Origin of the sequence: Ruegeria pomeroyi DSS-3 (assembly GCF_000011965.2) — a bacterium.
Lineage (GTDB): Bacteria > Pseudomonadota > Alphaproteobacteria > Rhodobacterales > Rhodobacteraceae > Ruegeria_B > Ruegeria_B pomeroyi.
Genome location: NC_006569.1, coordinates 191,116 through 212,750 on the forward strand (window position 1 = coordinate 191,116; position 21,635 = coordinate 212,750).

The following is a 21,635-nucleotide window of genomic DNA, read 5'->3' on the forward strand; positions in this document are numbered from 1 at the left end:
GAGAACGCGACATGGTCAAGCCTATTCACCGGGTCACAACCGTTATCAAAGAGACCCGCGACATCGCGCCTGGGGTGCGGCTGCTGCGTCTTTCGGACCCGGATGGTTGGGATTTGCCGCCGTTTTCACCGGGTGCACATATCCACATTCACCTTCCCGATGGGCTTGTCAGACCCTATTCCCTCTGCGGTGACGCGGCGGACCGGTCGAGTTACTTCATCGCCGTTCAGAAAGAACCCGACGGTCGCGGCGGATCGCGGCAGGTCCATGCCCTTCAACAGGGTGAGCGCATACTGGTCTCCCTGCCCAAGAACCTTCTGCCATTGACCAACGCGCCCCATGTGATCCTGATTGCGGGCGGCATCGGGATCACCCCTTTCATGCCGATGATCCACGAGATGTCCCGGCAAGGCCGCACCTTTGAGCTGCATTATGCCAGCCGCCAAAGCGATGCCGCCTTCCTGCCCGAACTTGAAGCGCTTTGCGCAGGGCGCATGACCCGCTATGACGCCGAGCGGGGGCAACGGCTCAGGCTGGACGATGTGATTTCCGCCATCGACGCCACCGGGCATCTCTACTGTTGCGGTCCGGAACGGATGATCGGAGAGCTTCTGGCCAAGACCGGCCATATGCGCGACCGGGTGCATGTCGAATATTTCGGGGTCTCGGCCGATGTCGGCCAGCAAGCCTATGAAATCCGCCTCGCCCGGTCTTCTCGAACCGTTCCAGTGAAGCAGGGCCAAACAATGCTCGAAGCCTTGCGGGCCGCTGATGTCGACGTTTCCGCGTCTTGCGAGGGCGGGATCTGCCTGGAATGCAAGACCCGCTACCTGGAGGGAACCCCGGTGCATCGTGACATCACCATGCCCAAATCCGAGCGCGACACCCACCTGACCCCCTGTGTTTCAGGCTGCGCGGGTGCGTCGATCACCCTGGACCTGTAGACTTGTGACGAAAGCGACACCCATGACGGACCCCGCCCAACCCATCCTGTTTTTGCTGAGGCCCGACTTTCTGGATCCGGCGACCGGCGATGGCGCTTTCTTTTGCCCGCATTGCCTTCGCCTCGAGGGGTTGCTTTCGATCTATCCGGTGCTGCGCCATTCCCTGCAAATCTGCTATGTCGATTTCCCGAAACCACGCGGTGCGCTGGCACAGCTGGCCGGGGCGGAAAGCCAATCCTGTCCGCAGCTGGTTCTCCCGGCGGGCGATGATGAGCTTTCAGGCCGATGGTCGGTGGCTGGCGCGGCGGATGCCCGGCGCATTGAGAACACGGCGGACATCGAAGACTATCTTATCCTTCGCTACGGGCTTTCAGACCGCCACCCCTGACGGCACCTAAATCCGGCAGCGTCCCGACCCCGGCAAGCGCCCTGCCACTGCCGAAGGTTAGATGCCGTGCAAGCTCTGGTTCATCCATTTGAGACCCGAGAAATTCTGCGAATTTTTCCAGGTATCTGGCCCGCGGATCGCTGTTGCGCCATGGTCTGATCGCGCAGGCAATGTTCTTCCGACAGCAGGACAAGTTCGGCACCGCGCACGTCCGCCCAGGCCACGGGCTGGCCCGGCGTCCTGCCGTGATCGGCGGGACAGGCCAGCGCAAACGGTTCAAAGAACAGCCCGGCCGTTTCCAGATGCTGATGTTTCGGTTCCGTCGCGATCAGGATGGCATCCAGTTCCCGGTCCGCCAGCATCTGCTCAAGAACCGTCGTGGGTTCCTCGGAAAGGCGCAGCCGGATTTGCGGATATCGGGATTTGATTGACCCCAGCACCAGAGGCAGCAGATAGGGGCCAAGCGTGGAGATCACGCCAACACGCAACTCGCCCTCCAGATTGTCACTCAGACCCACAGACATATCCAGAAGTTCCCGTGCCCCGGCGAGGACCACCTCGGCCTTGCGCAGGAACTGCGCACCACTTGGCGTCAACGACACGTGCTTTCCCTGGCGTTCGAAAATGGCAAAGCCAAGACGCGCTTCCAGCTTCAGAACCTGCTGGCTGATCGCCGGCTGCGAAACGCCGCAACCCACTGCGGCGGCGCCAAAGTGACCTTCTTGCGCAATGCTTTGAATATATTCAAGATCCCGGAGTGACAAACCACTCATCGAGGTTTTCCCGGTCATGTATCACCTGTGATTATCAACCGCATAATTTGTATGACTTGGACGATTTCGACCGGTTCTGGTTTGCTGCATTTCGACGCCAAATCAGGAGATCGAAATGACAAGCAAACCTAAACTGACCACCGCATTCGGCGCGCCGGTCCCCGACAACCAGAACACGCTGACGGCGGGCCCGCGCTGCTGCAGGATGTCTGGTTCCTTGAAAAAATGGCGCATTTCGACCGCGAAGTGATCCCCGAACGGCGCATGCACGCCAAGGGCTCGGCCGCCTATGGCGCCTTCACCGTCACCCGGGACATTACCCGTTACACGCGTGCCAAACTGTTTTCTGACATTGGCAAGAAGACCGATCTGTTCCTGCGGTTTTCCACCGTCGCGGGTGAACGCGGTGCCGCGGATGCCGAGCGGGACATTCGCGGCTTTGCCGTCAAATTCTACACCGAAGAGGGCAACTGGGATCTGGTCGGAAACAACACGCCGGTCTTCTTTCTACGCGATCCGCTGAAGTTCCCCGACCTCAACCATGCGGTCAAACGTGATCCGCGTACCAACATGCGCAGCGCCGACAACAATTGGGATTTCTGGACCAATCTGCCCGAGGCCCTGCACCAAGTCACCATCGTAATGTCCGATCGCGGTCTGCCTGCCACCTACCGGCACATGGACGGATTCGGCAGCCATACGTTCAGCTTCATCAATGCCAGCGATGAACGGTTCTGGGTCAAATTCCATTTCAAGACCCAGCAGGGCATAAGGAACCTGACCGATGAAGAGGCCGGGCAAATCGTTGCCGGGGATCGCGAAAGCCACCAGCGTGATCTTTGCGACAGTATCGAGAACGGCGATCACTGGAACCATCGCGAGGACGAGGATTACTTCTCGCAATCCGGTAACCTGTTCCGCCTGATGACCCCCGAGCAGCAACAGGTGCTGTTCGAAAATACCACCCGTCCGATTGGCCCGGCATGACTTGAGATCAAACACCGGCATATCCGCATCTGCACCAAGGCAGACCCGGCCTATGGCGCAGGTGTCGCGCAGGCACTTGGGCTCGATATCGGAACCATCGCGGCAGAATGATAAAAGCCTCCCCTGCAGGCGCGTTTCAAACCCTGCGCGCCTGCCGGCCGAACCGATCTGACCGGGATCGGTTCGGCCTTTTTTTTGGCAAGAGTGAACAGAATGGGGCCGAACCATGCATCAGGGGGCGCGGATACACCCCCCTGACATTGTGCTGTTCGGAACCGGCTCACTGAAGCGTTTTGAGATAGGCCAGAAGATCAGCAAGCTGCTCTTCTTTCTTGACCCCTGGAAAGGTCATCTTTGTTCCGGGCAGATACTTCTTGGGGGCGGCAAGGAAGCCTGCCAGATGTTCCTCGTCCCAAGTATATCCGGCCTCGGCCATGGGTTGGGAATACTTGAAACCCTCAACCGCACCGGCAGGCCGCTCCCAGACACCAAACATCGAGGGTCCGACCTTGTTCTTACCCTCCTCGATCGCATGGCAGGCAGCACATTTCTTGAATACCTTCTTTCCTTCCTCAGGATCGCCGTCAGCCTGCGCGCTGCAGGCCAGACCAGCGATCACGAGGCCGCTCAGCATGAATGTTTTCATTTCGTGTTTCCTTTCTTTCAGGGGGGCCAACTAAGAATGATACGCAAACCGGCTCACCCGGCGTTCATTCGGGCTTGCCATGGGCGCTCTTCTCGATCCCGGTGTCACTGAAACTTGGCCTGGACGCAGCGCCCCAATAGCCGAAACCCATGATCACGGCGCCGGCAAAGGTATTGCCAAGAGTAACCCAGGTTAGATTCCAGATTGCCCCGGCAATGGAAATTCCATCAGGATGGTTCGACAGAAGCGCCACTGAAAATACGGTCATGTTGGCGACGCTGTGTTCGAACCCAGCAGCGATGAAAGCGTAGAGACACCAGAAGATCAGCACGCATTTGGTGACATCGTCGCGCGCGCGCGCCGAGGTCCAGAGCGCCAGGCACACAAGCCAGTTGCACAGGATGGCCTTGGCAAAAAGCTCCGGCGCGGTGCCATGCATCTTCTTCGCGGCAACCTTATACAGCAAAGCCTCGTCCCCCGCGGCCAGGATCAGACCACCGCCGCCGATCACGAAGATCGCCGCCAGCAGGATCGCACCGGCCAGATTGCCAGCCCAGCTGGCACACCAGCATCGTGCAAGATCACGGATGCTGGCTCTGCCCGTCAGAACACCATGCATCATGTACATGGTGTGCCCGGTAAAAAGCTCGGCCCCGGCAAACACCACCAGGGTCAGGGCAATCCCGAAACTTGCCCCCATCACGATCGGCCGGATCGAGGCATCCACCCCCTGCCCGACCGAAAAGATCAGAAGGATGCCGGCGCCCACATAGGCGCCCGCCTTCAGCGTCAGGATCACGAACCCCAACGGATCGGCATTCAGATGTTCGGCTTTCGCCCTGGCAATCCGGGCAAAACCCAACACGGTATCAGCGTAACTCATGATTTGAGGTCCTTTGCGCCCGGAAATGACCACGGCGGTGATGCGTCCTGCTCTGCCTGTCCGAACAGCACGGGACAGACCCAGAGACAGGTCAGGCCGGCAGCAGCAATCAGAAACCCGACGCCCAGATCCTGCTGGTCAGAGACAAGGTAGGAATTGCAGATCCGGATCGGCGCGTGAATGTAGAGAAACCCAAGCACCCCCAGCATGGACAGCGCATTAGCCTGCAAGAACCCGCGCAGCACAGGCCCGAGCCAGGGCCAGGACAGGCGCAAGGGAACGCCAAGCAACAAGGGCAGGCTGACAAGTTTTGCAACTTCGCCCGCCCTGGTCAGGGCCCAGTCGACACTGCGCGGCAGCATCCAGAACAGAAAGACGCTGAGTGCCAGGATGAACAGGGGCAAGGCCCAGTCACGCCGCGCCTTCAGGTTCCAGGCCAGTAAAGCACCCGCCAGCACCAGAAGCGGCATCTGGATCAGGACATGCTGGATCGGGCTTTCGGCCGCGCCCCATCGCAGGGCCAGCGCCGTAAAGAAAGCCGGTGCTGCGAGGACACACCGCGTCATGATGGCTCTCCAGCAACGCGATCGACCACGGCGGCGACCGCATCGGTGTCGAACACCGCCGAAAACCTGCCTTCACCGTCGATCACATGGATTGCGGCATTATGCTGAAACCCGCCCCATTCGTCCGGTATGACCGTGACCCCAAAGAGGGTCAGCAGGGCCTCCAGATCGTCCAGAGCAGGGCGCGCGACGGTCCAGATATTTCCGTCAGCGTCATGGTTCTCGCCATAGATGCGCATTTGCTCAGGCGTGTCGCGAAGCGGGTCGAAACTGACCGAAATCAGGCGCACATCCGCGCCCTGTGCGCGAAGCTTGTCGCGGATGGCGGCGAAATCACCCGCCGCGATCTGACAGATGTCACCGCAGACCGTATAGATGAACTCGACCAGGACCACCTCGCCGTTTTGCGGCGTCAGCGCGATGGTCCGATCATTCATATCTTCCAGACGGACCGCGGGCACCGGACGCGGCGACCGCGCCACGTCCAGCCGGCGCGCAGCCTCTGACGTAAAGGCCTGCGCGCCATCTGTCGCGTACCACAGGAACCCGCCACCGATAACGGCGGCGAGAACCGAGGCAAGCGCCGGGCGCAACATCACCCGTCGCTCCGCCCGAGCCGCGCGACAAAGCGCAGCACGAACAGAAGCGTGCCCATCACCACAAGGGCGCCAAAGGCCGTTCCGATGCGATCATGGGTCAGCCAGTCTTCGTAGTGCACGGCCCAGCGGCGCGGGATCGAGGCCGCCCCCGAGAACAGAAACACCAGGATAAAGCCGCTGGCACCGGCGAGGTAGGTATAGAACGCCACGCGGTCCAGCCCCACCATTTCCGAGATTGCCTTGCCGCGCACCAGCCAGGCCATGAACCCAAAGGCCATGGCGACCTCGCCCAGCAACAGATAGGTGTGGAAATGCCCCGGCACCCACATGGTGTTGTGCATGACCTTGTTGACACTGATCATCCCGTCGATCGAGGCCGGGATCGAGCCAATCGACCAGCCGGCGACCGACAATACCAGCAATGACGACGCCAGATCCCAGGTCATTTTCGACCCGCGAATGTACAGGAAGGTTGAAAACGCGGTGACCGCAATCAGGGGAATGCCGCTGAAATACGAGACCAACTGCCCGACCACAAGCATCCAGGGCGGCATGACCACATCCTGCAGCAGGTGGTGCCAGTAGACGGCCATCACAAAGATCAGAACCACGTTCCAGGCAATCGCGAAGACCCGGTTCGATTTCCACGGACGCCCGGTATATTCCGGCAGGATTTCATAGACGGCAGTCACCGCCATATAGATCGACGCGTTGATGAACACGTGCCCGAAGAAATAGATCAGGTTCTTGGCCAGCAGGGCGTTTACTTCGAAGCCGGGCACCAGCAGGTGCACCAGGCTGGCCACCAGAACGGCAGCGCCCAGAACGATCCCGATCGAGTTGAAAATCGTGACCGATGTTGCGGCGATGATCGTGGGCGGGGGCACATCATCATCCGCCTTGCCCAGGATCAGACTCCAGCCAAGGGCGCGCGTCAGATTGCCGTACCGCGCCCGGATACGCCGGCCCAGCTCCAGGTAGTACAGCAGGAATCCCACCCCGATCGAGGTATAGCCCAGCATGAAGGCCGCGGCGGCGGCCGGCCCCCATGCGCCACCGGAATTGGCGGGCAGCGGAAACAGGAAGGTCCAGGCCCCGCCAAATCCGCCCAGGAAAATCGCGCTCAGGATCAGCACAACGCCCAGCAGAAAAAGGCCAAGGAACGCCCAGAAAATACCCGCGCTGAGCGTGAGGTGCCGCCCGCAGAAATACCAGAGGATCGCGGCACCCGACAGCGCCGCCGTCCCGACCATCCCTGCCCCGTGAGCGGTGAGAAGCTGGTAGAAAATGGCCGGATCAAGCTCGATCCACTGGGCCTGCGCGGCGCGCATGGCAAGGCCGAAGATCATCATAAGGGCAAATACTGCGCCGGACAGGATCATCGTCAGCTTGACGGCCCCGGCCTGAGGTGTGTGTGCTGTGGTCATTTATTCCTCCACCGAAACAACTTCGAATTCGTTGACCATTTCGTGATGCGCGATGCCGCAATATTCCATGCAGAGGATCTCGTACTGGCCCGGCTCGTCGAACGTGTAGGTGATCTCGGTCGTGTATCCGGGTATCGCCTGCACCTGGGTCAGCAGCCGCATGTCGGCATTGTAAATGCCCAGCCCATGGGTCACGTCCTCGGTCGTCACGCTGAAGTTGACGGGCTTGCCGGCCGGGATCTCGACCGTGTCGATTTCCCACCACCACTGCCCGCTGGTGATCGCAACATTGATCGTATCATCCGTGCTTGCCAACGCATGCGGCCACGGACGCAGCGTGCCGACTGACACAAGGACTCCGACGACGAGCATCGCCCAGATCAGACCGGTCCGTTTCGAATTGGCACGAGGCCCGGGTTCGGGCCCATCCGACGCGCGGGCCGCAACGTAGAAAACAACCGCCATGGCCGCCATCAGCACAAGCGATATCAAAAGAACGTTTGATTGCATTTCTTCGCCCTATATTAGGTATTTTAAATACCTAATATTTAGAGTCGCGTGGCCTGTCAACAAAATGCGCCTTCACAAGTCGCATTTTCTATGTGAGAAATCCCCATGCAGATCTCCAAGTTCTCCGACTATGCCCTGCGCATCCTCATCCACCTCGCGACCAGCGAGGGCGGCCTTATGTCGACGCGCGAAATCGCTGACCTGCAGCAATTGCCGTTCAACCATCTTGCCAAGATTTCACAATGGCTGACCCACGAAGGATACGTGGAATCCGTCAGGGGGCGGCATGGCGGCATGCGTCTGGCATTGCCGCCCGACGCTATTTCGATCGGCGGTCTGCTCCGGAAATCCGAACGCGGAACACCGCTGGTCGAATGCATGAAAGAGGGCGGCGGATGCTGTGTCATGACACCGGCCTGCGGGCTTCTTCCAATTCTGATCGAAGCGCAGGAAGCCTTCTTTCATTCGCTTGACGGCAGCACGCTGCAGGATGTTCTTTCCGGGAATCGCGGCATGCAGAACCTCATCCGCGCCCTCGGCGTCAGGTCAAAATACGATCCGGGTTCCGCAGCGGTACAAGATGCCTGATTTCCAGTTACCAAGCCCTGTTGACGTCTACCCTTTCGCGCCGGTTATCCTGCGACGGCAAGCGCCGGTTTCCGGCCTGGTGCAGTCGTTTCCCTCCGCCGAGGTGAGCCGCGCGGCAGAACCTCTGCAAGTCCGCTCCCAGAGCATGTATCATTTGGCACTGTATTTCGTGTCCGGCAGGCTTTGACCTTCCCAGGCTTCTAGCGCGACAAGAATGTGCCAGGATTTGAACCCGCCATAGCCGATCAGCAAAAGCAGCATGAAAACATACATGGCCCTGCGAAACCGTGGTGTTTCGTCAGTTGCCGGCATTGTCGGCCTGCCAAAGAAGGTAAAGGGTAAGCATCCGGATCTGTTTGTCATCCAGCCTGTTTTTCCAGGCCGGCATGACACCCTGCCTGCCGCGGTAAATGCTGTCATGGATATCATCGCGGCTGCCACCATAGAGCCATGCGGCATCGCCCAGATCCGGTGCGCCGCTCTCCAACCCGCCGCGCCCGTCATCCCCGTGACAGCCCGCACAGTTTTCTGCGAACACATTCTGCCCGCGACCGGCGGCCACCGCGTTGTGATCCCCCTCGGACAGCGACAGAACGAACTCGGTCACGTCTTCAATCTGTTGCCTGTCGAGCAGCTGATCCGTGCCAAACGCCGGCATCTGCGACACTCGCGTATCCTCGTCTGCCGCGTTGATCCCGTGGCGGATCGTGTATTCAATCTCTTCCGGCGCGCCCGACCAAAGCCAGTGCGCATCGCGCAGATTGGGAAACCCGGTCTGCCCTGCCAGATCAACCCGGTGACAGGCGGAGCAATTGTCGGCGTAAAGCTTTGAAATCGCATCGCTATACCGCGTCTCCAGTGCCGTATCGCCGGCCAGGGCCGCAATATCCCCGTTTGCAAAGGGTGCGAAATTCATGGCCCGTTGGGCATCGGCCTCGGCCAGAACCCGGCCGACTTCGGCACGCGAGGAATACCCCACCAGCCCCTTCGCATAATCCGTAACAAGCGGAAAGGACGGGTAGAAAACCCAGAACAGCGCGGCAATGGCAATGCTGACCCACAAGGCCCACCGGGCGGCCCAGGGCACCGGCGTATCCAACTCGGTGATGCCATCCCATTCATGCCCGGTCAGGGCCGTGCCGGTGACAGGGTCTTTTTCCTTTACCGACATGGCCGGTCCTCGTCCTTTTGCAGGGGCGACTGCGCCGCCTCGTCGTAAAGCCCACGGCGCGAGGGCCAATAGGTCCAGAGTACGGCGGCAACAAAGACAACCAGCAAATAGATCGCACCCCAGGTCTTGGAGAAAACCAGTACCGCGTCATGGGTCATCGGTTGATCTCCTCGGGGTCCAGTGTGTCGAAATTCACCAGCGTGCCCAGGACCTGCAGATAGGCCACGAGGGCATCCATCTCGGTCAGTTCGCCGGGCCTGCCGTCGAAATCACGCAGCTGCACATTGTCGCCGAAAAGTTCCTGCAGCTCGGATTCGTAAGCCTGCTCCGCATCCGCCTGCCAGCCTGCCGCCTGCTCGGCGGTGGCAATCTGCGCATCTGTATAAGGCACCCCGGCGCGGCGCAGAGCCTCAAGAGCGGCGGGCAGGTGACCGGTGTCCAGCCGCGTTGCAGACAGGAAGGCATAGCCCGGCATTACCGACCCCGGCACAAGCGCGCGCGGGTCTTCCAGATGCGCCACATGCCAGTCATCCGAATACTTCCCGCCGATCCGGGCCAGATCCGGACCGGTACGTTTCGACCCCCATTGGAACGGGTGGTCATACATGCTTTCCGCCGCCAGACTGTAATGACCATAGCGCTCCACATCCGACCGCAAGGTGCGGATCATCTGAGAGTGGCAGGCATAACATCCCTCGCGCACATAGATATCGCGCCCGGCCAGTTCCAGCGGCGTATAGGGGCGCATCCCCTCAACTTCCTCCACCGTGTTTTCAATGGTGAACAGCGGGGCGATTTCTACAATGCCGCCGATCGAGGCCACGAACAGGATCATCATCGCAAAAGCGATCGAGTGGCGTTCGAGTTTCTGGTGTGCCGTGCTCATCGCCCTACTCCGCTGGTTGCCGGGCCAGCGGCCCGGATTTACGGGTTGTCTCGCGTTTCGGCCCACTGATCGTCATGTAGATATTGTAGGCCCCGATCAGCGCGCCGATCAGGTACAACAACCCGCCGATGGCGCGTGCCGCGTAATAGGGATGCATCGCCAAAACACTGTCGAGGAACGAATAATACAGCGCGCCATCGGCATCATAGGTCTGCCACATCAGCGCCTGTGTCATGCCGCTGTTCCACATCGCGCCCACGTAGATCAGCGTCCCTGTGAGGGCGAGCCAGAAATGCCAGGCCTCCAGCCGTTCCGAATAGATCCCGTCGCGCCGCCAGATCCAGGGCACCATCTTGTACATCGCCCCGAAGGTGATGAACGCAACCCACCCCAACGCACCGGCATGGACATGGCCGACGGTCCAGTCGGTGTAGTGGCTGAGTGAATTGACCGGGCGGATCGCCATGAACGAGCCTTCGAAAGTGGTCAGCCCGTAGAACAGGATGGCCACCATCATGAAGCGCACTGCCGGATCGGTGCGAACCTTGTCCCAGGCGCCATTGATGGTGAGGATGCCGTTGAAGACCGAGGCCCAGCTTGGCACCAGCAGGATGATTGACATGCTCGTGCCCAGATACTGAACCCAATCGGGCAATGCGGTGTAATGCAGGTGATGCGACCCGGCCCAGAGATAGAGGAAGGTAATTCCCCAGAACCCGATGATCGACATGCGGTAGGAATAGACCGGCCGGTTCACCGCTTTGGGCAGAAAATAGTACAGCATGCCCAGAAAGCCTGCGGTCAGAAGGAAGCCAACGGCGTTATGGCCATACCACCATTGCGTCATGGCATCCTGCACCCCCGCGAACAGGGAATAGCTCTTGGGATAGGCGATCGACACCGGCACCGCCAGATTATTGACGATATGCAGCATCGCGATCACCACGATGAAGCCAAGATAATACCAGTTCGAGACATAGATATGCGGCTCGGCCCGGCGCGCCAGGGTGCGCAGGTACAAGGTCAGGTATCCGACCCAGACCACGACCAGCAACAGGTCGGCATACCATTCCGGTTCAGCATATTCCTTGGATTGGGTGATCCCCGCCAGATACCCGCTGACGGACAGGAGCATGAACAGGTTGTAGCCCCAGAAGATCAGCCAGGGCAGCGTTTCGCTGGCCAGCCGCGCACGCGAGGTACGCTGCACGACATAGAAAGAGGTCGCGATCAGGGCGTTCCCGCCAAAGCCAAAGATTACGGCGGTGGTATGCACCGGCCGCAACCGCCCGAAATTGGACCAGGACATATCGCCATTCAGATCCGGAATGGCCAGTTGCCACGCCAGTATGTCGCCAACTGCAAAGCCGATGACACCCCAGATAAAGGTGGCCACGACGCCGAACTTGGTCGCCTTGTCATTATAGGCATGCGGCACGTCCTGTGCCGGGTCCGTGGCGCGATTGATCATCCAGATCAGACCCCAGCCTGCAGCGCCGGCAATCAGCCAGCCATGCATCACGTAGACGGTGGGCACACCCCATCCCAGAATGGCAATGCCGGTCAGCATCACGGCAGAAAGCGCCAGCAGCACCGCAAGATCTTCGAACGTCAGTTTGCGTGGCATGTTCACACCTCCTCCCCGACAATCCGGACATGTTCGGAACCGGGTTGCGGCTTTGCCCCGCCGCCCTGCCGGAACAGATCGTCATAGGCGTGCCAGGTGGCGTATCCGAGCAGCGGGAAGATGATGACCAGACCCAGAAAACCGGTCAGAATACCCAAGGCCGTCAGCGCAGCGATGGTCATGCCCCACAGGACGGTCAGGCGGAAATTCTGCGTAGTGGCATTGAAACTAAGCCCCATGGCCGAAAACCCGTCAATGTCGCGCTCGACCAGCATCGGCAGCGAAAACGCCGAGACAGCGAAGCCAAGCGCGGCGAACAACCCTCCGACCAGGGTTCCGCTGACCAGCAAGACCCAGCCGCTCGATGTGCTCAGCAAGAGCGAAAGCGTTGCGACAAACCCCTCGAAAGGCTTCAGGCCGTAGACGATCGCAAACAGAATGGTGGCCGCCCGGATCCATGCCATGGCGAAAACCATCAGGATGATCCCGACAAGGGTGATCTGTCCCTTCGCGGCGACGCGTGTTTTGCCGCTGGCGACGCGGTAAAGGCCGACGGTCACCACCGGCCCCACCAGCACGCCGCCCGCCAGCATCGGCAGCAATGCCCAGGCCAACCCGTTCCGGAACAGCAGCAGGATCAAGGCCCACCCAAACAGGACAAGTCCACCGCCGTATAGCAGCGAATAGGTCCGGTTCAGGCAAAAGTCTCTCCAGCCTGCGACAAGCCACCTGACGATGGTGGCCGGGGCCGGATCGCTGATGATACGCGCTCTGGAGTAATCAATATTCGCCATCGGTGGTTACTCTTTCAGCTGTCCCGGGTGGTTGGGCATGTCAGGTCAAATTCGGTGCTGCACCGTCGGGCTGGCGGAAATTCTCGATCCCCATGGACAACCCTTTGCCGATCCGTTGCGCCAGTAGTGAAAATGCCGACGCAACGTCTCCCGTCAGCTCCTGCTCCAGGACTTTCTGGAACAGGTCCAGCCAGACGGGGAAATGCTCGGAACGGATGTTCGGGTTGGCAATGTGGACCTGCATCGGGTTTCCGAAATAGCCGGGTTCTCTCAGGATCGCCCCGGCCCAGAACCCCGAGATCTTGTCCTCGTGCTCCGGCCAGTCGGTCACAGCGGAATTGAACACCGGGCCCAGCACATCATGTGCGCGCACCTCGGCATAGAACCGTCGCACCACCTGGTCGATTTCCGTGCGTGTGATGTCAAACAGTTGATGCGGGCGCAAACTGGAACCGGACATCCGAATCGCTCCTTGAACAAATTCGCGATCTCTATGGCGGTTTAAATAGGTATTTTCAAGTCCTATTTAAACACTCAACCCGGCTGCCAAGGCCGGCCGAAGCGCGGTCGGTCTAGTCTCTCAGCGCTTCCATCTCCGCCAGTTCCGAGGGCATGTAAACCTCGTCATGCTTCGCCAGGATTTCGGTGGCCCTGAACACACCCCCGATGACGCTGCCGGTGGCGATGGTCCCCTCTCCTTCCCGAAACAGATCCGGCACGATACCGACATAGCTGATCGGAAACGAGGTCTCTCCATCGGTGACCCGGAACGAGAAATTCGCACCGTCGCGCACCAGGCTGCCATGTTCGACCATGCCGCCGATGCGCAGCACCTCGTTGGCCGCGGGCGGGTCCGTGGCCACCTCGGTCGGGGTTCGGAAAAACTGAATGCCATCGCGCATCGCATAGCCGATCAGGGCGGTCGCAGACACAAGAGCAACACCACTGAAAAGGATCAGCCGGACGCGGCGGCTCTTTTTCAGCGAGGCCACAATTATCGCCCCGATCCCAGCGGCGTGGCCCATCCGATCTGAAGATCGCGCCAACAATCCACCAGCGCAGAAACAAGGCCGTGTATCATGCCATCGCTATGCAGGGGCGACGCGGTGATGCGCAGGCGTTCTGTGCCTTTTGGCACGGTCGGATGGTTGATGGGCTGTACATAGATCGCGTGCCGTTCCAGCAGCAGGTCGCTGAGCTGCTTGCATTTGAACGGATCCCCCACCATCACCGGAACGATATGGCTGGGTGCGTCCATGAACGGTATGCGCGCGTCTTTCAGCAGAGCCCGCAGCAACACCGCCTTTCGGTGCAGGCTTTCACGCTCTGACGTGCTGTCCCGCAGATGGCGGACAGATGCCAGCGCACCCGCCACCACCGTGGGCGGTGGCGCGCTGGTAAAGATGAACCCGTTCGCATGGGACCGGATCGCGTCGATAATCTCGGCATTGGCCGTGACATAACCACCGATCACCCCATAGGCCTTGGCCAGCGTGCCCTGGATGATGTCGATCTGGCCGGCAAGCCCTTCGCGTTCGGCCACGCCCGCGCCGGTCGCGCCATACATGCCGACCGCATGAACCTCGTCGATATAGGTCAGCGCGCCGTATTTCTTTGACACCCGGATGATCTCGGCGATGGGCGCAATATCGCCATCCATCGAATACACGCTTTCAAAGGCCACCACCTTGCAGCGATCCGCCGCCAGCTCGCTCAGGATTTCCTCAAGATGCGCCACGTCATTATGCCGGAAAATGCGTTTCTCGGCCTTGCTGGCCAGCACCCCCTGGATCATCGACGCATGGTTCAACTCGTCCGAGATCATCACGCAATCGGGCAAGAGACGCCCCAAGGTCGCCAGCGTTGCAAGATTGGCCAGATAGCCACAGCCGAAGACCAGCCCGGCCTCCTTGCCATGCAATGTCGCCAGTTCCTGTTCCAGCGCCACGATCGGCCCGTGATTGCCCGAGATGTTGCGCGTGCCGCCAGACCCCGCGCCGTAGGTGTCGATCGCCGATTTCATGGCACCGCGCACAACCGGGTGCTGCCCCATGCCCAGATAGTCGTTCGAACACCAGACCGTGATGGTGCGCGGGCCATCCTCGCCCATGACCTGAGACAGCGGGAACCGGCCGACCAGGCGGTTATGTTCCTGAAAGACGCGGTAGTTTCCCGTATCGCGCAAATCCTGCAAGGCATCCTCGAAATGAGACGAGTAGTCAGGTGCGTTCAGCATCATGTGAAAATCTTCCATGTCCGTGGCTCTAGTTGTCTGACTGAGTTGTGGTTTCAAGCTGCGCCAGAAGCGCATCGACCGCACCCGCCGCCCGCGGGTTGGCCGACAGTTTCGGCCGCAAGGTCATCAGGGTTTCGCGGGCCGCTTCGTGCCGCCCCTGCCGCGCTTGGATCAGGCCGCGATACCAATGCGCCTCCAGCAGGTCGGGTTCCTGTTGCAGCACCGTTTCAACGGTCCGGACCAGATCTTCGCTGGGGTCGAATTCCGGGTCCTGCAAACGCCCGCGCAGCAACATCATCTTGAACTGCACATTGCCCGGGAACCTTTCCGCGGCGATCTGCAAGACCTCGATGGCATCTTCGCCGCGTTCCAGCACGCGGTAACTGCGCAGCAGCATCTGAATGTCGTCTTCGGTGGGATTGCCGTCATAGACACGCTCTTCCAGCCGCCCCACCATTTCGGCGATATTGGGCGCGCCGTCCGGGCCCAGTGACGCCATGACGGGGTCGCGAACCTCATCGCTGGCAGCGGCCAGCGGAATGGCGCCTGTCGCATGGGGGGAAACGGTCATGTCCAGATCATTGACATTCGCCGCAAAGTGAACGCCCAGGGCCGCCACGACCACCGCCGCCGCAGACAGAAACGAAATGCCGTCGCCGGTTGAACGAGATTGCGGGCTGCCCGGGCGCTGCACCAGAGGCCGCATTTTCCGCAGCCGATCAACGAACCGGTTGGCCTCGGCGGTCAGCCGGCTGGACGTATCGCCATACAGCACCACCCCTATCCGCCCTTCGGCCAGCGCGATGTCATTGTCCTGCATCTGCTCGATCAACCGGGCGCGCTCAGCCTCCCATTGCTTGGAGGGATCGGTGTCCTCAAGACCGGCGCCAAGATCGCGGTCACTCCCCGGGCGCAGCAGCGGCAACAGAATGCCGGCAAAGACGGTCGTCACAAGGATCAGTGTGAAGATATCAGCCATCAAAGCTCCATCCCCTTCAGCCCCGATGCGTCCAGCGGAGACATCAGCACGCTGTCCTTCAGCTCGCGTGCGGCTCGCCGCTTGTGCCGGGCCAGGATCAGCATGAACACTCCAAGCCCCAACAGGACCAGACCCGCCGGAACCAGCCAGACAATGCGCCCAGGACCCGTCATCGGCGGCGACAACAGCACGTAATCCCCGTATCTCGTCCGGAAGAATTCAAAGATTTCGGCGTCGCTCATGCCCTCGGCGATCCGTTCCCGCAGGATCACCAGCATCTCGCGCGCGGTCGAGGAATGACTGTCCAGAATGTTCTCGCTCTGACAGACCGGGCAGCGCAGCAAGACCGCCAGGTCACGCACACGCGGCTCGGTCGGGTCTTCGCTTACCGACGCGGCCCCGGCGGGGAACGACATCACGATCAGCGCCAGGATCAGCATCAGGCGTTTCATGGATCAACTCCGATCAGGGGCAGATACTTCGCCAGCACCTTGTCCGTGACCGGCCCGGCATGACGGGCCTGCACGACGCCGTCCGCATCAATGAAAAACGTCTCGGGCATGCCGTAGACGCCGAAATCGATCCCCAACCGCCCGCGTTCGTCATATCCGGACGGATAGCCGAAATGACCCTCGCGGTTCAGGAACCCGGCGGCGCGGGCCGGGTCGTCGCGATAGTTGATGCCCAGGATCGAAAACTCATCACTCAGTTGCGACCGCACGCCCAGTTCGACCAGTTTCGGATGTTCGACCCGGCAGGTGGTGCACCAGCTGGCCCAAAAATTAAGCAGCATCGGCTTGCCCGCATGTTCCGCTGAATTCAGCATGCCGGCCCGCTGAAGATAGGGGATTTCAAAGGCGGGCATGGATTTTCCAACCAGCGCCGAGGGGATACGGTTCGGGTCCCGCGTCAGGCCTATGCCCAGCAGCAAAGGCAGGCCCACCAGCGCGGCCAACAGCGGCAACTTCCACTCCAAACCGCCTTTTTTGCGCGGCATATCGACTTCGATCGTCATTCTGCGGGCACTCCTTCGATCGGTTCGGGCGTGCGGCTCCGCGCCGCCCGGCGCGACGGTTTTGACAAGGACAGCAACGCGCCCAGCAGCAGAACCAGCCATCCCAGCCAGATCCAGTTGACCAGCGGGTTCCAGAAGATGCGGACGACAACCGTTCCCTGCCCATCCTCATCGCCCATGACCATGTAGAGATCCCCGGCCAGCGATGACCGGATGGCAATCTCGGTCGTTGCCATTTCGCGGACCGGATAGAATCGCTTTTCGGGCGCCATCTCGAACAGCAACTCCCCGTCGCGGCTGATACTGAACCGTGCGACCCGCGCGTTGTAATTGGCGCTGCCGGTATCCTGAAGCTCGCGCAGCGTCAGCGTGTAGCCGCCCGCCTCTGCCCTGTCGCCGATGCGCATGGCCACGGTCTGGGTGGTCTGGAACAGGCCCGATGCAATCATGCCAGCCCCGATCATGACGACCCCGAAATGAATGATCAGCGCGCCGATACGCTGTCGGGAATGTGTCAGCACGTCGCCCGTGGCGCGCAGCACCCCCTGCTCCATCACCCGGCGCCGAGCGGCAATCGCACTGGCAATATCCGCCAGTGATGCAAAGCCCGCGAAACCTACCGCAAAGATCGCGGCAAGAGTGATGATCCCGGCCTCGCTGACCAGCACCGCGGCAACAGCCGTCAGCCCGGCAAAAGCCAGCGGCAGGCGAAACCGGCCCACGAAGCGTTTCGCACTCATCTGCCGCCAGGGCACCGATGGCCCCAGCCCCAGCAGAAAGACCAGCGCCACCATGATGGGGACGATGACCTTGTTATAGTAGGGCGCGCCGATGCTGATCTTGGCGTCCGAGAAGACCTCGACCACCAGCGGGAAAAGCGTACCGGCCATGACCGTGGCCGTCACCACCAGCAGCAGCACCGTGTTGCCAAGGATCGCAGCCTCGCGCGACAGAAGTGACGAGATGCCGCCGTCATCCTGCAGCCGGTCCGCCCGCAGAATGATCAGCCCGTAACCGACCACCATCGCGACAGTCATGAAGCCCAGCATATAGGCTCCGCGCCCGGGATCGACGGCAAAGGCATGGACCGATGTCAGCACGCCCGAACGCACCAGGAATGTTCCCAGCAGGGTCAGCAGGAAGGTGGTGACCACCAGAAACACGTTCCAGGCCCGGAACATCCCGCGCTTGTCCTGCACCATCATCGAATGCAGCAACGCGGTGCCGGTGAGCCAGGGCATCAACGAGGCGTTCTCGACCGGGTCCCAGGCCCAGTACCCGCCCCAGCCCAGCTCGTAATAGGCCCAGTAACCGCCGCAAATGATGCCCGAGGTCAGCGCCGTCCACGCAAACAGCACCCAGCGGCGCACCACGGTGACCCATTCCACCCCGGTCTGACCCCGGATCAGCGAAGCGATGGCAAAGGCAAAGGGCACGGCAAAGCCGACATAGCCGAGATAGAGAACCGGCGGATGAAAGGCGAGGCCCGGATCCTGCAGAAGAGGGTTCAGATCACGCCCGTTTCCGGGCATCGGCGTGAGCGTCAGGAACGGGTTTGACAGGAAAACGACAAAGGCCAGGAACCCCAGCTGAATCGCCGCCAGCGTGGCGATCACCCAGGGCATGGATTTCGGGTAGTCCCGCCAGTGCAGCCAGACTGCGGCGGCCGAAAACAGCGTCAGATACCACAGCCACAGAAGCAGGCTGCCCTCATGCGCGCCCCACATTGCCGTCACCTTGTAGAGCATCGGCAGATCCCGGTTGCTGTTCTGCGCCACATAGGCGACCGAGAAATCCGAGGTCACGAACGCCTGGATCAGAACGGCGCAGCCAATCGTCGCAAGCACGAAGTTTGCGAAGATTGCGTTTCGGGCCGATACCAGCCGTGACGCTGCCCCCGACCGGGCCGCCAGCACAGCCTGAAAGCAGCCAAATACGCTCAGGATCAGGGCAAGGCTGACCGCGAACTGACCAAGCTCTATCGACGTTTCGATCATGGGCCACTATCCTGATTGTTGTTCCGCGGCGTGCGCCAGAACGTCGACCGCTTTCCTGATGTTCCGGTCGGACACCGCCGCATAGCCCAGCACCAGAAGGTCGTCGAAATCCGTGTTCGACGGCGACAGCCAGGCCCCGCAATCCCGGGCGCGGTAGATGGCGATCCGGTGTTCCGCCGCCGCTTTCTGCAGCGTTTCGGCACAGATCCCTTTCGGAAGCCGCGCCGAGATGTGCATGCCGCCCCGCATTCCGTGAATTGAAGTTCCGGGGATGCGCGTTGTCAGCTCCCGGGCCAGCAGATCGCGCCGCGCCATATAGGTCGACCGGATACGGCGCAGGTGGCGGCGAAAGCTGCCGCCGGTGATGAAATCCGCCATGGCCGCCTGCTCCAGCCAGGGCTGGCCGTTGCTCAGGATGCCTTTCCACATCGCGAAAGCATCCGACAGCTCTGCGGTCGATACCAGATAACCGATGCGGATCGCCGGCCCGAAGCTTTTGGAAAAGGTCCCCAGATAGATGACCCGCCCCGCACGGTCGAGCCCGCGCAACGCTGTCAGGGGCGTGCCCTCGTATCGGAAATCCCCGTCGTAATCATCCTCAATGACAATGCTGTCGGTGCGTTCCGCCCATTGCAGTAACTGCAGGCGACGTTCCAGCGAAAGGGTAACGCCCGTCGGATACTGGTGCGACGGCGTCACATAAAGAAGCGAACGCCCGGTCTCCGGCAGCAGATCAACTCTCAGACCATCCCGGTCAACCGGGACCGCAACCGTGTCATAGCTGAAATTGGAAAACACCGCACGCGCGCCCAGGTAACAGGGGTCTTCGTGGATAAAGGTCCTGAACGTGCGGGAAAACGCCCGCGCGATCAGGGCCAGCCCGTCCTGAGACCCGCCGACACAGACCACATCCTCGGGCTTGGCCAGAACGCCGCGCGTCGGCCCGATGTGATCGGCAAGCGCCTGACGAAATTCGCGCAAACCGCGCGGGTCATGATATTCCGACAGCTGGCCTTTGGCATGCCGCAGCTTCGTGTCCAGTATGCGCCGCCATTCCCGCGCCGGAAAGGCGGAGCCGTCCGAACGCCCGACCCAGAAATCCACCGTGTCTTTCTTGCGGTTGGGAGATATCACCGAATGTTCCAGCAGTGGCATGCAGGCGGGCGCGGGGCTTTGGCCGGACGGCTCCGAGGGCTGATCGTTTGCGGGGCTGGTCAGAGTGCTCATCGACATTTCCGGCAAGGCGGAACTGACGAATGTGCCCACATTTGCGCGGCTTTCCAGATAACCCTCGGACAGAAGGTGTTCGTAAGCGATCAGCACGGTATTGCGCGATACGCCCAGCTGCTGGCTCAGCTCCCGCGAGGCCGGAACCGGATCACCGCTGCGCAGACGCCCCTCAAGGATCAGCGCACGTATCTGGTGAAAAACCTGCTGCTGCAGCGTGCGCGTATCTTTTTCGTCGATTCTGAGTACAACCTGCACGGACGCATCCCCCCGGTACCATAGACTAAGAGGAACTCTATGAGCGCATGGATCCGGTGTTAACGAATTTCATGAGTCCACAATTAAGCTTTTGGAAAATCTCAGTTTGTTGCCGCGACAGGGTCGATCCGGTAGACCCAGTAGCCGCCGGTTTGAAAAACCAGCTTCGCTCCGGGCACCAGGCCGACACGGGCGGTGTTGAACGGCAACAGCTGCCCCAGCAGCGTGGCCTTGTCCTTGGCATCGGCCAGGAAGTAGCTCCGGATCGTGTCATCACCGATCTGGCTGACCGTGTAGGCGGCATAATCCTGATCGGCGATCCAGGTCTTGACCTGCCGGGTCACGTCATGGGCATGGGTGCCGCCAGGGAAATCCTTGAGCCCCACCAGGATCTTGTCCGGTGCGGTGATGCCCACATCGAAACTGTCGCGGACATGCAAAGCGATGTAAGCTTCACTGCCCCCGGCCATAACCTGCAACCGGGCAAGACCATAGGCATCTTCGGCCACCATTGCGTCGATGAAGTCACGAAACAATTCCGGCTGCTCGGTTTCGGAGCGTTCGCCCAGCCACCGCTTTTCCATCCTCAGAACGGTATCCTCGGTGCCCGCCGGGGCGCGATATGCCTGCTGGCCCGCCATCGCCGCCAGCGGATAGTGACTGGGCGCAAACTGGCTCAGACGATCCGACAGATCCGGCATCGCAAGAACAACTGCATCCTCGGGCAGATGCGACTTCAGCGCCGTGATCAGCGCAATTTCCTCGGATGGCTTGATATCCGACCGCAGGACAGGCTCGGTCACCCGGCTTTGCCAGCCAACGATCAGATCACGCCCGCCCGGCAATTCGATCACCTCGGCCCGTGCCAGCGCCAGATCGGTTTCCGGCACCGTCAGGTCATAGATCTTTGCCTGCGCGCCTTCGATCATACCTGCCAGTTGCCGTGTTTCTTCCGACAGCTCCTCCTCTGCTACCTTATAGGCGTAGGGATCCGGCGTGTTATCGGCGACACTGCCGCCTCGGGAAAAAAAGAAAATACCAGCAACCGCCATCGGTACAATGACCGACAGAAGGACAGCGATCGTTCGGGAGGGGAGAAGTCTGTACATGTCAGTCACCGGCACCTTGGAGGGG

25 protein-coding genes and 1 pseudogene are annotated in these 21,635 nt (G+C 60.8%); 4 read left to right on the plus strand and 22 right to left on the minus strand.

Going from position 1 to position 21,635, the window contains the following annotated elements; genetic code table 11:
- The first annotated feature begins 11 nt into the window (after nt 1–11).
- Together SPO_RS20715 and SPO_RS20720 are read left to right on the plus strand one after the other, a co-directional pair.
- Nucleotides 12–944: a PDR/VanB family oxidoreductase gene (locus tag SPO_RS20715; protein ID WP_011241956.1), complete on the plus strand. Its 933-nt coding sequence runs from the start codon at nt 12–14 to the stop codon at nt 942–944.
- Nucleotides 945–966: 22 nt separating this feature from the next.
- The gene (locus SPO_RS20720; RefSeq protein WP_044029528.1) at nt 967–1,332 is read left to right on the plus strand and encodes a DUF3088 domain-containing protein; all 366 of its coding nucleotides are present in this window, start codon (nt 967–969) and stop codon (nt 1,330–1,332) included.
- A gap of 80 nt (nt 1,333–1,412) precedes the next feature.
- Here SPO_RS20720 and SPO_RS20725 read toward each other — a convergent pair whose 3' ends face one another.
- Nucleotides 1,413–2,123: a LysR family transcriptional regulator gene (locus SPO_RS20725; protein ID WP_051420472.1), complete on the minus strand. Its 711-nt coding sequence runs from the start codon at nt 2,121–2,123 to the stop codon at nt 1,413–1,415.
- Nucleotides 2,124–2,220: 97 nt separating this feature from the next.
- Here SPO_RS20725 and SPO_RS20730 point away from each other — a divergent pair.
- A pseudogene (locus SPO_RS20730) lies at nt 2,221–3,203 on the plus strand (catalase).
- 169 nt (nt 3,204–3,372) lie between these two features.
- On the opposite strand, the gene SPO_RS20735 reads toward SPO_RS20730, so the two are convergent.
- The 6 genes from SPO_RS20735 to SPO_RS20760 all read right to left on the minus strand — a co-directional run bounded on the left by SPO_RS20735 (nt 3,373) and on the right by SPO_RS20760 (nt 7,687).
- Nucleotides 3,373–3,738: a c-type cytochrome gene (locus tag SPO_RS20735; RefSeq protein WP_011241959.1), complete on the minus strand. Its 366-nt coding sequence runs from the start codon at nt 3,736–3,738 to the stop codon at nt 3,373–3,375.
- 64 nt (nt 3,739–3,802) lie between these two features.
- Entirely contained in the window at nt 3,803–4,621 is an 819-nt protein-coding gene (locus SPO_RS20740) for a formate/nitrite transporter family protein (RefSeq protein ID WP_011241960.1), read from the minus strand.
- On the minus strand, nt 4,618–5,187 hold the full coding sequence (locus tag SPO_RS20745) for a hypothetical protein (protein ID WP_011241961.1): 570 nt from the start codon (nt 5,185–5,187) through the stop codon (nt 4,618–4,620). The genes SPO_RS20740 and SPO_RS20745 overlap by 4 nt, the downstream gene beginning before the upstream one ends.
- Complete coding sequence (locus SPO_RS20750) at nt 5,184–5,783, minus strand: SCO family protein (protein WP_011241962.1); 600 nt, start codon at nt 5,781–5,783, stop codon at nt 5,184–5,186. The genes SPO_RS20745 and SPO_RS20750 overlap by 4 nt, the downstream gene beginning before the upstream one ends.
- A complete protein-coding gene (locus SPO_RS20755) occupies nt 5,783–7,213 on the minus strand; it encodes a cbb3-type cytochrome c oxidase subunit I (protein ID WP_011241963.1) in 1,431 nt (476 codons plus the stop codon). Before SPO_RS20755 ends, SPO_RS20750 begins: the two co-directional genes overlap by 1 nt.
- The gene (locus SPO_RS20760; protein ID WP_230981828.1) at nt 7,214–7,687 is read right to left on the minus strand and encodes a cytochrome C oxidase subunit I; all 474 of its coding nucleotides are present in this window, start codon (nt 7,685–7,687) and stop codon (nt 7,214–7,216) included.
- A 141-nt stretch (nt 7,688–7,828) separates the two neighbouring features.
- On the opposite strand from SPO_RS20760, the gene SPO_RS20765 reads away from it, so the two are divergent.
- Nucleotides 7,829–8,311, plus strand: a complete 483-nt coding sequence (locus tag SPO_RS20765; protein ID WP_011241965.1) for an RrF2 family transcriptional regulator — start codon at nt 7,829–7,831, stop codon at nt 8,309–8,311.
- A gap of 150 nt (nt 8,312–8,461) precedes the next feature.
- On the opposite strand, the gene SPO_RS23450 is transcribed toward SPO_RS20765, so the two are convergent.
- The 15 genes from SPO_RS23450 to haoB all read right to left on the minus strand — a co-directional run bounded on the left by SPO_RS23450 (nt 8,462) and on the right by haoB (nt 21,610).
- Nucleotides 8,462–8,584: a hypothetical protein gene (locus SPO_RS23450; protein ID WP_269138915.1), complete on the minus strand. Its 123-nt coding sequence runs from the start codon at nt 8,582–8,584 to the stop codon at nt 8,462–8,464.
- Nucleotides 8,585–8,609: 25 nt separating this feature from the next.
- Nucleotides 8,610–9,482, minus strand: coding sequence for a cytochrome-c oxidase, cbb3-type subunit III (ccoP, locus tag SPO_RS20770; RefSeq protein WP_011241966.1), 873 nt, complete (start codon nt 9,480–9,482; stop codon nt 8,610–8,612).
- On the minus strand, nt 9,473–9,640 hold the full coding sequence (locus SPO_RS20775) for a CcoQ/FixQ family Cbb3-type cytochrome c oxidase assembly chaperone (RefSeq protein WP_011241967.1): 168 nt from the start codon (nt 9,638–9,640) through the stop codon (nt 9,473–9,475). Before SPO_RS20775 ends, ccoP begins: the two co-directional genes overlap by 10 nt.
- The gene (gene ccoO / locus SPO_RS20780; protein WP_011241968.1) at nt 9,637–10,368 is read right to left on the minus strand and encodes a cytochrome-c oxidase, cbb3-type subunit II; all 732 of its coding nucleotides are present in this window, start codon (nt 10,366–10,368) and stop codon (nt 9,637–9,639) included. The genes SPO_RS20775 and ccoO overlap by 4 nt, the downstream gene beginning before the upstream one ends.
- Before the next feature lie 4 nt (nt 10,369–10,372).
- Nucleotides 10,373–11,995, minus strand: coding sequence for a cytochrome-c oxidase, cbb3-type subunit I (gene ccoN, locus SPO_RS20785; RefSeq protein ID WP_011241969.1), 1,623 nt, complete (start codon nt 11,993–11,995; stop codon nt 10,373–10,375).
- Nucleotides 11,996–11,997: 2 nt separating this feature from the next.
- On the minus strand, nt 11,998–12,636 hold the full coding sequence (locus tag SPO_RS20790) for a DUF2189 domain-containing protein (RefSeq protein ID WP_230981829.1): 639 nt from the start codon (nt 12,634–12,636) through the stop codon (nt 11,998–12,000).
- A gap of 193 nt (nt 12,637–12,829) precedes the next feature.
- Nucleotides 12,830–13,249: a group III truncated hemoglobin gene (locus tag SPO_RS20795; protein WP_011241971.1), complete on the minus strand. Its 420-nt coding sequence runs from the start codon at nt 13,247–13,249 to the stop codon at nt 12,830–12,832.
- A 112-nt stretch (nt 13,250–13,361) separates the two neighbouring features.
- Nucleotides 13,362–13,781 (minus strand): cytochrome c maturation protein CcmE, encoded by a 420-nt coding sequence (ccmE, locus tag SPO_RS20800; RefSeq protein ID WP_011241972.1) that lies wholly within the window; start codon nt 13,779–13,781, stop codon nt 13,362–13,364.
- A 2-nt stretch (nt 13,782–13,783) separates the two neighbouring features.
- On the minus strand, nt 13,784–15,043 hold the full coding sequence (gene hemA, locus SPO_RS20805) for a 5-aminolevulinate synthase (protein ID WP_230981830.1): 1,260 nt from the start codon (nt 15,041–15,043) through the stop codon (nt 13,784–13,786).
- A gap of 10 nt (nt 15,044–15,053) precedes the next feature.
- The gene (locus SPO_RS20810) at nt 15,054–16,004 is read right to left on the minus strand and encodes a tetratricopeptide repeat protein (RefSeq protein WP_011241974.1); all 951 of its coding nucleotides are present in this window, start codon (nt 16,002–16,004) and stop codon (nt 15,054–15,056) included.
- Entirely contained in the window at nt 16,004–16,456 is a 453-nt protein-coding gene (locus tag SPO_RS20815) for a cytochrome c-type biogenesis protein (protein ID WP_011241975.1), read from the minus strand. The genes SPO_RS20810 and SPO_RS20815 overlap by 1 nt, the downstream gene beginning before the upstream one ends.
- A complete protein-coding gene (locus SPO_RS20820) occupies nt 16,453–17,019 on the minus strand; it encodes a DsbE family thiol:disulfide interchange protein (RefSeq protein ID WP_011241976.1) in 567 nt (188 codons plus the stop codon). The genes SPO_RS20815 and SPO_RS20820 overlap by 4 nt, the downstream gene beginning before the upstream one ends.
- The gene (locus tag SPO_RS20825; RefSeq protein ID WP_011241977.1) at nt 17,016–19,016 is read right to left on the minus strand and encodes a heme lyase CcmF/NrfE family subunit; all 2,001 of its coding nucleotides are present in this window, start codon (nt 19,014–19,016) and stop codon (nt 17,016–17,018) included. Before SPO_RS20825 ends, SPO_RS20820 begins: the two co-directional genes overlap by 4 nt.
- Before the next feature lie 6 nt (nt 19,017–19,022).
- On the minus strand, nt 19,023–20,501 hold the full coding sequence (locus SPO_RS20830) for a PLP-dependent aminotransferase family protein (protein ID WP_011241978.1): 1,479 nt from the start codon (nt 20,499–20,501) through the stop codon (nt 19,023–19,025).
- Between the two features lie 101 nt (nt 20,502–20,602).
- Nucleotides 20,603–21,610 carry a hydroxylamine oxidation protein HaoB gene (haoB, locus tag SPO_RS22350; RefSeq protein ID WP_011241979.1) on the minus strand — a complete coding sequence of 336 codons (1,008 nt, stop codon included), beginning with the start codon at nt 21,608–21,610 and terminating at the stop codon, nt 20,603–20,605.
- Between the last annotated feature and the right edge of the window lie 25 nt (nt 21,611–21,635).